The 14,823-nt window shown below is 35.0% G+C and carries 13 protein-coding genes; 7 read left to right on the forward strand and 6 right to left on the reverse strand.

All coding sequences use genetic code 11. The features are described from left to right. Window positions 1–751: 751 nt before the first annotated feature. From AC3WV0_RS01050 to AC3WV0_RS01065, 4 genes are all read right to left on the reverse strand, one after another. Window positions 752–1,330: a hypothetical protein gene (locus AC3WV0_RS01050; protein WP_488843176.1), complete on the reverse strand. Its 579-nt coding sequence runs from the start codon at window positions 1,328–1,330 to the stop codon at window positions 752–754. Window positions 1,331–1,598: 268 nt separating this feature from the next. Next, a complete protein-coding gene (locus tag AC3WV0_RS01055; RefSeq protein ID WP_488843178.1) occupies window positions 1,599–2,003 on the reverse strand; it encodes a hypothetical protein in 405 nt (134 codons plus the stop codon). A 39-nt stretch (window positions 2,004–2,042) separates the two neighbouring features. Beyond that, window positions 2,043–2,981, reverse strand: coding sequence for a hypothetical protein (locus AC3WV0_RS01060; protein ID WP_488843180.1), 939 nt, complete (start codon window positions 2,979–2,981; stop codon window positions 2,043–2,045). Then, window positions 2,951–3,268: a hypothetical protein gene (locus tag AC3WV0_RS01065; protein ID WP_345767728.1), complete on the reverse strand. Its 318-nt coding sequence runs from the start codon at window positions 3,266–3,268 to the stop codon at window positions 2,951–2,953. Before AC3WV0_RS01065 ends, AC3WV0_RS01060 begins: the two co-directional genes overlap by 31 nt. 102 nt (window positions 3,269–3,370) lie before the next feature. On the opposite strand from AC3WV0_RS01065, the gene AC3WV0_RS01070 reads away from it, so the two are divergent. Together AC3WV0_RS01070 and AC3WV0_RS01075 are read left to right on the forward strand one after the other, a co-directional pair. Next, entirely contained in the window at window positions 3,371–5,905 is a 2,535-nt protein-coding gene (locus AC3WV0_RS01070; protein WP_488843182.1) for a phosphoenolpyruvate carboxylase, read from the forward strand. A gap of 10 nt (window positions 5,906–5,915) precedes the next feature. Then, window positions 5,916–6,668, forward strand: coding sequence for a hypothetical protein (locus AC3WV0_RS01075; protein ID WP_488843184.1), 753 nt, complete (start codon window positions 5,916–5,918; stop codon window positions 6,666–6,668). Window positions 6,669–6,714: 46 nt separating this feature from the next. Here AC3WV0_RS01075 and AC3WV0_RS01080 read toward each other — a convergent pair whose 3' ends face one another. Then, complete coding sequence (locus AC3WV0_RS01080; RefSeq protein ID WP_488843186.1) at window positions 6,715–8,325, reverse strand: S8 family peptidase; 1,611 nt, start codon at window positions 8,323–8,325, stop codon at window positions 6,715–6,717. A gap of 87 nt (window positions 8,326–8,412) precedes the next feature. Between AC3WV0_RS01080 and AC3WV0_RS01085 the strand changes: the two genes are divergently transcribed. The 5 genes from AC3WV0_RS01085 to AC3WV0_RS01105 are packed head-to-tail and all read left to right on the forward strand — an operon-like array spanning window position 8,413 to window position 12,130. After that, window positions 8,413–9,537 carry a DegT/DnrJ/EryC1/StrS family aminotransferase gene (locus AC3WV0_RS01085; protein ID WP_488843188.1) on the forward strand — a complete coding sequence of 375 codons (1,125 nt, stop codon included), beginning with the start codon at window positions 8,413–8,415 and terminating at the stop codon, window positions 9,535–9,537. Window positions 9,538–9,541: 4 nt separating this feature from the next. Further along, window positions 9,542–9,961, forward strand: a complete 420-nt coding sequence (locus tag AC3WV0_RS01090; protein WP_488843190.1) for a hypothetical protein — start codon at window positions 9,542–9,544, stop codon at window positions 9,959–9,961. Window positions 9,962–10,016: 55 nt separating this feature from the next. Further along, window positions 10,017–10,571 (forward strand): transposase, encoded by a 555-nt coding sequence (locus AC3WV0_RS01095; RefSeq protein ID WP_488843192.1) that lies wholly within the window; start codon window positions 10,017–10,019, stop codon window positions 10,569–10,571. 54 nt (window positions 10,572–10,625) lie between these two features. Next, window positions 10,626–11,660 carry a UDP-glucose 4-epimerase GalE gene (galE, locus tag AC3WV0_RS01100; protein ID WP_488843194.1) on the forward strand — a complete coding sequence of 345 codons (1,035 nt, stop codon included), beginning with the start codon at window positions 10,626–10,628 and terminating at the stop codon, window positions 11,658–11,660. A gap of 14 nt (window positions 11,661–11,674) precedes the next feature. Next, entirely contained in the window at window positions 11,675–12,130 is a 456-nt protein-coding gene (locus AC3WV0_RS01105) for an adenylyltransferase/cytidyltransferase family protein (RefSeq protein WP_089998654.1), read from the forward strand. Between the two features lie 47 nt (window positions 12,131–12,177). On the opposite strand, the gene AC3WV0_RS01110 is transcribed toward AC3WV0_RS01105, so the two are convergent. Further along, window positions 12,178–14,745, reverse strand: a complete 2,568-nt coding sequence (locus tag AC3WV0_RS01110; protein WP_488843196.1) for a TonB-dependent receptor domain-containing protein — start codon at window positions 14,743–14,745, stop codon at window positions 12,178–12,180. Window positions 14,746–14,823: the final 78 nt, after the last annotated feature.

Raw genomic sequence — 14,823 nt, forward strand, 5'->3', positions numbered from 1 at the left:
ACGCTTTTCTCCATTGCATTGCGAAAACGTACTCGAACTGACGTACCTTTTATTTGATAGGGATGCATTTCGTCAGTTCGAGTGAAATTCTGAAAGAATTTTGTATCGAGAACGGATGTCTTAATTATCAAAATTTCTCGATACGCTTTTCTCCATTGCATTGCGAAAACGTACTCGAACTGACGTACCTTTTATTTGATAGGGATGCATTTCGTCAGTTCGAGTGAAATTCTGAAAGAATTTTGTATCGAGAACGGATGTCTTAATTATAAAAAGTTCTCGATACGCTTTTCTCCATTGCATTCCGAAAACGTACTCGAACTGACGTACCCTTTATTTGATAGGGATGCATTTCGTCAGTTCGAGTGAAATTCTGAAAGAATTTTGTATCGAGAACGGATGTCTTAATTATAAAAAGTTCTCGATACGCTTTTCTCCATTGCATTCCGAAACCTACTCGAACTGACGTATTAAAGTATTGTTGTTTGCAAATGGCATTCAGGCATTCAGTTGCGACCATCAACTACTTCGATAAGATCGTCAACCACTTCGAAGTAGCGATCAATCACTCCGAATAAGCAATCAACCAGTCCGAAGTAGCAATCAACCGTTCCGAAGAGCCGATCAACCACTCCGAAGAGACAATCAACCACTCCGAAGAGCCGATCAACCAGTCCGAAGAAGCAATCAAGTACAATTTGTTATTTTTCAATGCTTTATAGCTTCGTTGAAATCGAACAGACGTATTTATTTAATAAGTTCCATTACTTTTTACCTCATGTTTTCCCGTTTTCCTGTTGATTTTAACGAAAAAAGATTCTTTTCCGGCAGCATTATTTGTAAACTTGGTGAGATAAAGAGAAATATATTTATCATCCATTTTATAAGAGCTTCCCAATGAATTACTCGTGTCAACAGTATAACCATAGGTGTTGACTATTAAAATTGCTTCCGGAAGATTATCAACAAATCCGATAAAATCTCTCAGTTGCTGCTCGGTAGAAAAGTATTTTGTTTTACCTTTTTCACAGGCCAGCAGGTAAGAAAAGCAATCTTCCCCCAGGCATTTCTGGAAAAAACCTTTCTCCGGAGCAGGATCATTTAATGTCATAAAATCCGGTGTCTGACTTTCATAAATAACCGCTTTGTCGGGATCCGGATTATTGCGAAGTACCGACCAGTAATCATATTTTTTGTCAGGAACAATAAAAGGAAAAAGCAATTCGGGATTATCCAAAATTTCCGGGATCTTTTTGTAATCTGCGGGAACAGTTTTCTGGCCGAAAGCCAAAACTGAACATAGAAATAAAACCGGAAGTAATAATTTCATTTTAGAGTATGTTTAAATTATAATTTATTTTTAACATTAAGGAATTAAGCCCCTCCAGCTTAAAAAACTTAATAAAATCAATTTATTGATTCTTAACCGTAAAAGTCTAACTTACTAAAATTGACTACGTCGAATCTAAAGATTTCTTAATGTTAAATAAAGAATAAACAAAGTTTATTTAATTTAGAAAATTAAGAAAAAACGATAAAAACTTATTTAGTAAAATTTAAACAATTTCTTATTGTTTTTAAAAGTTAACAAAATAAATTTACTGGAATATAATTTTGTAATACCCGTTTTCATCTTTTACATCAATTCCAACACCTGTAAAGGTAATTTTATTGATCTGAAACCCTTCGCAACCACTGTTAAATTCGGATGACTGTATAGAAAAATCAAAAAGCTTTACATTAGAATAAAACTTATAATTTTTTGTCCCGTCGTATGCGCCCACATTTTCCAGCAACACTCTGTTGTCTGAAGTTTTTGTCAGCTGTACCCCTGCCTGATTTTCATCCTGAATGGAATAGGTAGTTATTGTTCCGTTGGCAATAAGATTTTCACCGGCAGCATTCACGAATTCAAAGACAACGGGTTGGGGAGCATTGTAGCAGTCTTCACCGCAGGCGGTGAAGAGGAGAAGCGGAAGGAGGAATAGGAGTATTTTTTTCATGGGATTGTTGGCAGTAAATAATTCTGTAAGATTTAGAAATTATTTAAAATTAATTGCAATTTTTTCAGCAATTCTTCTTATTACATATAAATACGGAAGTAATTTTTGATCATTAGGTTTTGTAGGTAATATTACTTTGTTTTCGCGAGATTCTCTTAAGTGGACCAATACATTTCTTATTTTTTCAATATTTTTTTTAATTAAAATTAAATCATCAGCTTTTAAATTATCTACTGAGGATGCATCTTTCAATATTTTATTTATTTTCAAACCACCTTCAAACTCTAAATCATTTGCGAAAAATTCTTTATTAGCATCTATTTCATTTTTTACATCCTCAATAGAAACATTTTCAGTGATTGTTTTTTCTAGTTTAACAGAATCATCTTTTTGTGAAAAATGATCCTTCATTTCTTCAATTATTACTTTAGAAAACTCTTCTGGTTTATCATAAATTTCAGGATTTCTAAAAGTTTGAGTAATTCTATTTTGTATTTTACTTTCTAAGTAATAATATGATGAATATTCTAAGATTTGGAAATAAAATATAAATTTTAACCTTACATTATCAGTTAGGTTTGCTACCATAAAGGTATCTAAAAGAGTTGAATCAATATTTACTGAATTTATCTTTTTTGGAAATGAATCAAATAATTCGAAGTAACAGCCTTTTTTAAAGCTTTCATCAGTAGCAGTTTTTTCATAAATTATTATTTTAGGAGAATCTCTATCAAAATATGTCATGTAGAAATTAAGTGATTTAGATAAATTTACAAAATCGTAATTAATATTTTGAAAATCTCCTTCGGCATAAAAACTTACAATTTTATAATCTTTAAAGGCTTTAATTAAGAAATCTTTTGTTAGTACATCTCTAAGAAGTCTAAGATTACGATATTCAGTTGCAGATTCTACATTATTTTCTGAAAAGTTTGTAGCAATAAATTTTAAATCGCTAGATATTTCAGAAAAAAACAATTAAAGATTTCATTTTTATAAATAAACTCGAATTTTCTTTTAAGTAATTTTGAATCTGAATCAATAAGACTGTATATAAATTCGAGCCTATTCTTTTTTTTATCAAAAATTGCGAATAATTGTTCTGGGAAAATTATATTTTCTAAAAAAGATATTTTTGCACCTTTTTTAAAATTTAAAACAATTGATTCATCATTCCAAATATTCTCTATTGTATAATTTCCATCTTTTAAAGAATATTTTGAAGACGGGTTATTCTCCACTAATGCTTTTAAATACTTACTCATGATTATTATAATTAGTTTTTTGATAAATATAATAAATATTATGAAATCTTAAAATATAAATATTATTTACTAATTATCCCAAAATCTCCTACATTTGTTATTATGATACACGACCAACGCGCAGAAAAATTCAGGCAGATCGTGGAAAATAAGTTCCAGATCTACAATTCATTGTTTATGAGCCTGCCTTATGATAAAATGACGAATATCGGGATGCTCCTTCCGTTTCTTTGCGAAGAAAGCAAAATCGGTTACCAGGCCGGAAAAACACCCGAAGAAATCGTTGAGGAATTCTTTAAAAGTCATACCGATCTACAGACGGAAGAGCAGAAACTCGAACTGCTTTTTAAAATCATACAATACATCGAAAGGCAGGTGGTTCTGTTCGACAGCATCGAAGATGCGGCATTTCCCAAGCTTCATTCTGACAGCGATAAAGGGACGGTCACCAATCTCTATGAGCATTCGCTTCAGGATCATAAACTTGAGGAAGTCCGACAGAAGCTGAAGGATTTTACCGTAAAAATTGTTTTTACAGCGCATCCCACACAGTTTTATCCGAACTCTGTTCAGAGAATCCTTCATGATCTGAGAAATGCAATTACCACAGACTCGATCACCAATATCGATATGCTTTTGCAGCAGCTTGGTAAAACGCCATTTGTCAATAAAGAAAAACCCACCCCGATTGACGAGGCGATGAGCATCATCTATTATTTGAGATATGTGTATTATGATTCGATCGGAGAGCTTTTCACACAAATAAAAACAACTTTTGGAAATGAGCATTTCCATCTTCATGAAGATCTCATCCAGCTTGGCTTCTGGCCGGGCGGTGACCGTGATGGAAATCCGTTTGTGACGGCAGACGTTACCAGAAGAGTAGCGGAAGAGCTTCATTCAGCTATACTGAAAGCGTATTACAATAATCTTAAATCAGTAAGAAGAAGATTGAGCTTCAGAGGTGTTTCTGAAGTTCTTACCAAACTGAGCAATGAGCTGTATGCGGCTATTTTCAGAAACGAAAAAATAACAGCGGAAGATATCATCAGAAGAATTGACGAGGCTGAAGAAATCCTTATAGAACAACATAATTCGTTATTTATTGATCTGCTGACTGATTTCAGAGACCGTGTAAAAATTTTCGGAACCCACTTTGCTACGTTAGATGTTCGCCAGGACAGCAGAATTCATCAGAAAGTAATTGATGAGGTTTTTGCTAAGATAAACGGAAATCCTGATGCTGATCATGAAGAAAAGTTCAACACCTTGATTAATGTTTCGGAAAAGGTAAATCCTGATGATTTTGAAGATATCGTTAAAGATACACTACTTACGGTATCGCAGATTTCGGAAATTCAGAAACTCAATGGCTCAAGAGGAATGAACCGCTATATTATTTCCAATTCAGATGCCGTGAAAGATGTAATGAATGTCTATGCATTTTTCAAAATCTGCGGATATTGGGATGAAGCCATCAATATGGATATTGTTCCGCTTTTTGAAACCATGGAAGGTCTTGCCAATGCAGAAAATGTAATGGGCGAACTGTACCAGAATCCTGTGTACAAAAAACATCTTGAAAGAAGAGGTAATCAGCAGACGATTATGCTCGGTTTTTCAGACGGAACCAAAGACGGAGGTTACCTGAAAGCCAATTGGGAAATCTATAAGGCTAAAGAAGTCCTGACAAAACTATCCGAAGAGTGTGGAATCAAAGTCGTATTTTTTGACGGCAGAGGTGGTCCGCCTGCAAGAGGTGGAGGAAAAACACACGATTTTTATGCCTCTCAGGGTAAAACAATTGCCAATCATAAAATTGAATTAACGATTCAGGGGCAGACGATTACCAGCATTTTCGGAAATAAAGAACAGGCAAAATATAATTTTGAGCAGCTCTTAACCGCCGGCGTGGAAAATGATGTTTTTAAGAATGCTAAAAAAGATCTTACAGAAAAGGAGAGGGCATTAATTATAGAATTAGCGGATATCAGCTATAAAAAATATTCAGATTTAAAGGCTCATCCGATGTTTGTACCTTACCTACAGGAAATGAGCACGCTGGAATATTACGGAAAAACCAATATCGGCAGCCGTCCGTCAAAAAGAGGCGCCGGCAACGAACTTAAATTTGAGGATTTGAGAGCCATTCCTTTTGTGGGATCGTGGGCGCAGCTGAAGCAGAACGTTCCTGGATTTTTCGGATTTGGTTTTGCCATGCAGCAGATGAAAGAGCAGGGAAGATTTGATGAGGTGAGAGAGCTTTATAAAGGTTCGGATTTCTTTAAAACGTTGGTCTTAAACTCAATGATGAGTATGAATAAAACGTATTTTCCATTGACGTACTACATTAAAAATAATCCGAAATTTGGCGCTTTCTGGAATGTTTTGTTTGATGAATACAATCTTTCCAAAAATATTATGCTGGAGCTTACAGGCTTCAAAATGCTTCAGGAAGAAGATCCGCTTTCAAGGAAATCAGTGAAGATCAGGGAAAGAATTGTGCTTCCGTTGTTGAGTATTCAGCAATATGCGCTGATGAAAATTCAGAAGGGAGAAGGAAATAAAGAAGCTTATGAAAAACTTGTGACACGTTCTTTGTTTGGGAATATCAATGCAAGCAGAAATTCAGCTTAAAAATTAGAGTATGAAAAATGTATTCTTTTCAGTTTCTGTATTAATCGTTTTACTGTTGCTGGGTTCCTGTAGTAAAGATTCAACACAGAACAAATTGCCGCCTGCTGCCAAAAATGAAGCATTGTCGGTAGAAAAAGCGCTGGAAGATCATGTGAAAACTACCGAGAAGAAACAGCCTTCTGATTTCGTTCCAAAAGGATTTGTGATTTTTGATAAAACTGAAGGTGATCTTAATAATGACGGACGCAAAGATTATGTCCTGATCATCAAAGGAACCGACAAAGATAAAATTATCACCCATGAATATCTGGGAAAACTGGACCGCAACCGCCGGGGAATGATCATTTTCTTTGAAACCGAAGATGGCAGCTATAAAAAGATTTTGGAAAACAAAAGTTGTTTTTCTTCTGAAAATGAAGATGGCGGCGTCTATTACGCTCCTGAAATGGATGTTTCCATTGATAAAAATAATCTCTATGTGAATTACAGACACGGCAGATACGGCTATTGGACGTATACATTTAAATACAGAAATTCCGGTTTCCAGCTGATTGGATATGATTCAAGCGAAAATAGAGGGCCCGTTGTACAAACGCAAACGAGTGTTAATTTTTTGACGGGCAAAAAACAGTTTAAAGATAATATCAACAAAGATCAGGAAGGAGATGGCGATGAGGTTTTCAAAGAAACCTGGACCAAAATTGATCATCAAAAACCAATTCTTTTATCGGAGATTAAAGATTTTGACAATCTTGATTTTTAATAACTCTGAGAAATGAAAAACCTCTCACGACGAGAGGTTTTTTGCGTTATTCTTTGATGAATTTTTCATAATAGACTTTATCTTTCGTCTGAATTTTCAGATAATAGACTCCTTTCGCAAAATCTTCAACCTTCAGAGATTTTTGATGGTTAACTTTTGTAATTAATCTTCCTAAATTGTCATACACTTCCAACGCTAAAACTTCATTTTCCGAAGCAACATTCAGAATGTTTTTCACAGGATTCGGGAAAATAGCAATATTATTTTTCTTTACCAGTTCTGAAGTATTCAAAACATTGTTGTAAAGACTTCCGAAATTCAATATTCCAAAGCCCATCTGGTCGGAATGATTCGGATAAAGAGATGCCGTTTGTCTTAGTTTATTTCTCATTAAATCCCTGTCCATGGTAGAAAATGCCTGTATTAAACAAGCTACTCCTCCTGCGGCAATCGGAGTAGCAATAGAAGTTCCACTCACCAGAACCGTCGAATCGTTGTTATTAACCGTTGTTGCTAAAGTACCTCTTGCGCTGGCATCCGGCTTTATTACTCCTGCAGAATTAGGTCCGTAAGATGAAAAATCAGAAGAAGCTCCACTGGCATCCACGGAACCGATCGAAAAGACTTTTGCATTGTCAGCCGGTGTCATGATATAATGCCATGGCTGTGTTCCCGAATTACCAGCTGCAAATAGTACAAAAATTCCTTTATTAACGGCAATTTCAGCACCGCGCGCAATAAAAGAAGTACTGCCATTCATATTGGAATATGTATAGCTGTATTTCGGATCATCAAAAGTGGAGTAGCCTAAGGAAGTTGTGATCATATCAACCCCTCTTCTGTCCGCTTCTTCCGCAGCTTCGATCCAGTAGAGTTCTTCTTCAGGGATTTCTACGGTAGCATTTTCACTTCGGTAAAGATAAAAGTCAGCATCCGGGGCAGATCCTACAAACGTGTCCTGTACGTAGCCTCCAATTGCTCCCAAGACTACAGATCCATGGGCGCTAAGCGATGCATTGTAGATATCCGTTCCTTTTGTCACAAAATCGTATCCGCCTTTAATGTGGCCGTTATTCCACAATCTTGTGTAGGCTGAACCTGTATTCACGTTTGGAAAGCCTGCATCAATCACAGCGATGGTGACGCCGGTTCCCGTATAGCCGGCAAGGTGCAACGGACGAAGGTTGATCTGATCAATCTGCTCAGAACCGGAACCATAATCAAAAACAGTTAAGTTTTTATTTGTAGCCGATGAAGGATCTTCCCACTTGTTGAAATGCTTAATCTTCGGAACTCCCGAGGAATTTTTAGCAAAACTTTCTACTGAATCAACATAGCTTTGAGATTCCAGTATTGATATTTGAGCCGGAGTCGCATTTACAGCAACACCGTTCAGCCATTTTGAATAGTCGGTGACAGTGAAGCCCAGATTTTGAATGTTGGTGATATAGGATTGCTCAATGGGAGCGTCCTGATCATTCAATGGTACACCCAGTGTTGCTCTACGGTCGAGAGATTTTTGTGAAAGCTCGGAAAGCGGATTGGCATAAAATGCCGCTTTGTTGGGTTTATCATTAAAAAACACGAAAACAAGCGATGTCTGTGCAAAACTTACCGAATAACCTGCTAAGAGACAAAATAGTAAAGTTTTTTTCATATATCTATTTTTAGATAAAGATAAAACAAAATCAATAAAATTTTTGAAAGGATTTTAAATTCCTTATTTTTACAGAAATATTTATTTATGAAAAAGATTCAAATGGTTGACTTACAAAGTCAGTATTACAAGATAAAGAATGAAGTAGACAATGCAGTTTTAAATGTAATGGATTCAGCGGCTTTTATCAATGGCCCTGAGGTAAAGTCTTTCCAGAATGAATTAGAGTCTTATTTGGATGTAAAACATGTGATTCCGTGTGCAAATGGTACTGATGCCCTGCAGATTGCTTTGATGTCGCTTGATCTTAAAGAAGGTGACGAAATAATCACGGCAGATTTTACATTTGCGGCAACAGTTGAGGTCATTCATCTGCTTAAACTGAAATCTGTACTGGTGGATGTTGATTATGATACGTTTACGATTTCGCCGGAAGCTATTAAAAAGGCTATTACCCCAAAAACAAAGGCCATTATTCCTGTTCATATTTTCGGACAATGTGCGAATATGGAGGAAATTTTAAAGATTGCCGAAGAGCATAATCTATACGTTATCGAAGATAATGCCCAGGCCATCGGTGCTGAATTCACCTTTGCAGACGGAACGGTAAAAAAAGCAGGAACAATGTCTACAGTAGGAACGACCTCTTTTTTTCCATCGAAGAATTTAGGTTGCTACGGCGATGGTGGAGCAATCTTTACGAATAATGATGAATTGGCGCACCGTTTAAGAGGGATTGTAAATCACGGAATGTATGAAAGATATTATCACGATGAGGTTGGGGTAAATTCAAGACTGGATAGTATTCAGGCTGCGATTTTAAGAAAAAAGCTTCCGCATCTTGACAATTATAACGAGGCAAGAAGCAAAGCGGCAGATTATTATGATGAAGCTTTTGCCGGTCATGAGCATATTTTAACGCCTAAAAGAGCAGAAAATTCTACTCATGTTTTCCATCAGTATACGTTGAGAATTTTAAACGGAAAACGCAATGAATTGCAGAAGTTCTTAACTGAAAAAGAAATTCCTGCCATGATTTATTATCCTGTAGCATTAAGAAAGCAAAAAGCCTATTATCAGGAAAGCAACGATGCTGATTTTGTAAATACCGATAAATTATTGGATCAGGTGATTTCTCTTCCGATGCATACAGAGCTTGATGATGAGCAGCTGAAATATATTACGGATGCGGTGTTGGAGTTTATGGGATAACTTAATGAAAGATAAAAGACTATTTTCTAAAAAAATTGTATATGTTGTTAGCTTAATGCTTACCATTTTTTCGGCAATACTATATTTAATGGCTATTGTTGTAAGGATAAATAATGAAATTGATTTTTTAGGTTTAACTTTAATATCTCTTATTTTGATTTTATCATTATTCCAATCTTATTTTTTTATTGTAAAAAACAGAAAAGGTATTTTACTTACAAACATTCATCTTTTCTTGTTACTTTGTTTTATGGTCTTTGAACTGGTCACTTATCTGATTGCTTACAGAACTTACGATCAAGGTACAAACGGAATAGTTATGGGTATTCTTTTCATATTAGCTTCACTTTTTATTGTTAATAAGTTTAAAGTTCCAAAAGTAGAATATGAAGATGTAGAAAAAATAGGAACACATAATAATTAATTACAGCACTTTGTCAAAGTTGAAAATCTTTGACAAAGTTTAAAAACACAATTGTATGAAGATAAGAGAAAGCCATTTGGAAATGGATCGATTTTATCATATTTTCAACAGAGGGGTTAACTCTAAACTGGTCTTTTTGAATGATGAAAATTACAAGTATTTTCTTCAGAAAGTGAAGATGTATCTGATTCCCTATTTTGAAATATATGCTTTTTGCTTGATGCCTAATCATTTTCATTTTATTTTAAGACCCAAGCCCATTAATGATGAGTCTTTGACTTTTAGCGAAACAGGTTTACATTCTGAAGAAAACTTCTTCAGTAAAACAATAGGAAAGCTGATCAGCAGCTATACTCAGGCCTTCAATAAAACATATCATCGAAGTGGCCCTCTCTTTGAATCACCTTTTAAAAGGATTCTTATTGATTCAGAAGATTATCTCAGAAATTTAATTATTTATATACATCAAAATCCTGAAAATTTTCAGAATTATAAATTTTCCTCTTATCTTGCGGTGATTTCTGATGCTGAAACAAACATAAAACGGAAAGAAATGATTGAGTTATTTGAGAACCGTGAAAATTTTTTTGAAAGTCACAAAAAAAATTGAATAAAAACTTTGTCAAAGATTTTTAACTTTGACAAAGTGGTAAAAAAATAAAAAATGGCAATACTTGTAACAGGTGGCTTAGGATATATCGGTTCACACACGGTTGTAGAACTTTTGAATAATAATTTTGAAGTTGTTATTGTTGATGATTTATCCAATACCGAGAGATTTATATTAAAAAATATTGAAGAAATTACGGGTAAGCGGCCTGTTTTCTATCCTTTTGATTTAAAAAGAAGGGAACTTTTAACCCAGGTTTTTGATGCTCATCATATTGAAGGCTGTATCAATTTTGCCGCTTCAAAAGCAGTTGGAGAAAGCCAGCTGAAGCCGGTTGATTATTATGAAAATAATTTATTTTCCTTAATCAATATTTTACAGGAGTTTAAAGAAAGATGTATTTCAAATTTTATTTTTAGTTCTTCCTGTACAGTATATGGTCAGGCAGACAAGATGCCGATTGACGAAAATACTCCTTTGAAAATGCCGGAAAGCGTTTATGGAAAAACAAAACAGATGGGAGAAGAGATTTTATCTGATTTTGCAAAAGCTTATAAGAGAAAAGTTTCTTTGTTGAGGTATTTTAATCCGATCGGGGCACATCCTTCTGCAAAATTGGGAGAATTACCTATAGGAATTCCTAATAATCTGGTACCTTACGTAATGCAAACTGCAGCTGGAATCCGTGAAAAGCTTAATATTTGGGGGAATGATTATCCAACAGAAGACGGAACGGCTATTCGTGATTATATTTATGTGGTAGACCTTGCAAAGGCACATGTTGCAGCTCTGCAAAAATTAATGCAAAATAGTTCTGAAGAGGCTTTGATTGATATCTATAATCTCGGAACCGGAAAAGGATCATCGGTCTTGGAAGTTGTAAAAGCATTTGAACTGGCTAATGATGTAGAAGTTCCCTATCAGATATGTGACCGTAGGGAAGGTGATATTACCATAGCGTACGCCAATGCAGATAAAGCAGAAAGGGAGCTCGGATGGAAATCTGAAACTTCTCTTGAAGAAGCCTTAAAAACGGTATGGGAATGGCAAAAATATCTGGAGACCAGAAATACTGAGATTAAATTATAATTAGTTAAAAATATATGAAAACGCAAAGAATAGGCATTACATTTTCTTCATTCGATTTATTGCATGCCGGCCATATCAAAATGCTTGAAGAGGCTAAAACAGTTTGTGATTATCTTATTGTAGGTTTGCAAATAGATCCGTCGCATGATCGACCTAATAAGAACAAGCCTACACAAACTATCGTTGAAAGATACATTCAGCTGAAGGCAGTGGATGCTGTCGATGAAATTATTCCTTATTACACGGAGCAGGATCTGGAAGATATTTTAAAATCATTTGTTATCGATGTCAGAATCATTGGTGACGATTATATGGATAAAGATTTCACCGGGAAAAAATACTGTGAAGAGAAAGGAATCGAAATTTTTTACAACAAAAGGGATCATAGATTTTCGTCAAGTGATTTACGGCGAAGAATTTACGAAGCAGAATTGGAAAAGGTTTCAAGAGCTGAAGCAGCCATAAAATAAAAAAATCCCGAAAGTAATTTCGGGATTTTGCTGTATGTGTAGGAAGTTTACATTGGTCCTCCCTGCTGATCGTCTCCTGCAGCGTTGGAGTTGATGTCTTTTTTTCGTTTAGGCTGTTCGATTTTTTCTCCCTGCTTGAATCTGTAAGTGAAAGAAAGGGCAAACTGTCTTGGCTGCCATTGCATGTATGAATCTCGTACACTGTTTGCAGTATAGGTTGTAGATCTCATCGCTCTCGTATTGAAGATATCCTGGATGTTGAAAGAGATCGTAGCATTATTGTTCCAAATAGTTTTTGATGCTCCGAAATTAATAACATACATATCTTTTCTGTCTTGATATGCCGTTTTTTGTCCGCCTCTGTAGAACCCCTGCAATTGTAAGCTAAATGTTTTGTCAACTTTCACAGTAGAAGTAAGTCTTGCTCTCGTTGAGAATCCTTTTCCTTCAAAATTAGCCAAAGCCTGAATTGGATTTCCCTTCACATCAAAAGTGTCATAAAACGTACTTCCTTTGGTATTATATCCAAATACGTCTACATTACCGAGAAATTTTAACCAATTTGTTGCATCCCAGTTAAAATTTAAATCTAATCCATAACGATCATCAGTGCCAAGATTAATAGGTTTAGTATGAGACTCAATCACTTTAGGATTAATGATATTTCCATTTTCATCCTCGGCTAATTTATTGTATACCAGCATTTTGGTGTCTTCAGTCTGGTGCCTGTAATATAATGTAGGGTTGATTGTAAATTTCTTTTTAGAAATACTGTAGCCAAATTCATAGGAATCTACATACGAAGGATTCAGATCAATATTACCATCAAAAATATTTTGATTGTCATTATAGTTCGGATTAGGAATCATGAAAAATGATCTAGGGCGGTCAATCCTTCTTGTATAATTTAGTAATAACTGATTGTCCTTAGAAAATTCGTAGCTTAGATAAACACTTGGAAATAGATTATTGTAATTTTTTGTAGTATTGATAGCCGGACTATTTGGTACTAAATTTTTATAAAAAATATCAATATTTGAAATTTCATCTCTTAATCCCAGCTGATATCCCAAATTTCCAATTTTACTCTTAAACTGCAAGTAGAAAGCATTAAATGTTTCTTTATATGTTGCATCGTACGTATAAGGTTTTAAAAAAGACAGTATAGGATTGTCTTTTGTACTTTGCTGAACATCATTGCTGTAATCATTATTGTTGATATCTAATCTATATCCCGCTTCAAGTCTGGAATATTCTCCAATAGGAAGTTCATAGTCTGCTTTAGCTATTACAGATCTGTTTATTGTATTTTGGTCAACAATATTTTTTAGTTCAAAAGCGTTGTTACGTGTCTGGTTAATGTCAGTATCATTATAAGAACGGTTTCTCTGTAAGCTTAAAGATAACGATAAGTTCTGACCTTTATCATCAAATTTATGATCTAATCCGAAATCCCCCTGAAATGCGAGATTATTGTTAGATCCTAATGTTATTCTTTTGGAAGTACTGCTGGCAATATTTAAATAATCATAATAATAATTGATATTTCCAGTGCTTTCATTATCAAATGTTCTCACTGTACCTGATGCGTTTACAGAAGTTTTATCTGTAATATCGTATACAAGTCCGGCCGAAGCATTATAGTTATTATTCTTGCTATTGTTTTCAGAATCTGTATTTCTTTGAATCTGATCATCATCAAGTACCGCATTATTGAAATAATCATCGTTTCTGCTGGTATTTTTAGATTCTCTGTATCCGCCGCCGCCATTCAGAAACCAAGTTAAGTTACCTTTTCTCCAGCTTAAATTAGTATTTAAGTTTGTTTGCGGAAGATATCCTACAGTTCCAGTTACACTACCATTGAAGCCGGTCTTTTTATTTTTCTTTAAAATAATATTTAAAATACCTGCTGTTCCGCTTGCTTCAAATTTTGATGAAGGGTTCGTAATTACTTCAATTCTTTCAATTTGGTCAGCCGGGATACTTTGTAATGCATTGGCGCCGTCATCAATTCCTAGCAGTGCAGAAGGTTTACCATTAATTAAGAATCTTACATTAGAACTTCCTCTCATAGAAACAGTACCATCAGTATCAACTTCTACAGATGGAACATTTTGAAGAACATCCTGAAGATTCCCTCCTTTACTTACGATATCCTGAGAAGGATCATAGGTTCTTTTATCCAGCTCGACTTTATATGGTTTTGTAGAAGGTGCTGTAATAACAACCCCCTGTATGTCTCCGGTTTTGATGTTGGTTGAACTTGCTTCAGGATCAATAGAAAGTGCTCCTATATTACCTGCAGCTGTAATTTGTTTCGTAATAACATTCTTTTTATAATCGATTGCCTCTACGGTAATGTCATATTGCCCTGGTGTAAGGTCAAGTTTGTACTGTCCTTTTTCGTCGGTAAGCGTTGCATCACTGAATTGCTTGTTTGCTTTATTACTGAACGTTACAGATGCGTAAGGAACAGGCTGGTTACTCTTACTGACCACCGACCCCGAAATACCTACCTTCTCCTGTGCAAAAGCCAATGCGGCTGCCGAAAGTACAAAAGTAAGCCCTAAGGTTTTTTTTGTAAAAATGTTAATGATTTCCGTCTGATTCATAAGGTATTTTTTTGTGTAAAATCGTGAAAGATTTCTCTTAATATTGTGAAATTATCAATCGGTTTTTAATTTCAAATA

The sequence above is a fragment of the Chryseobacterium sp. 27AL genome (genome assembly GCF_057815395.1).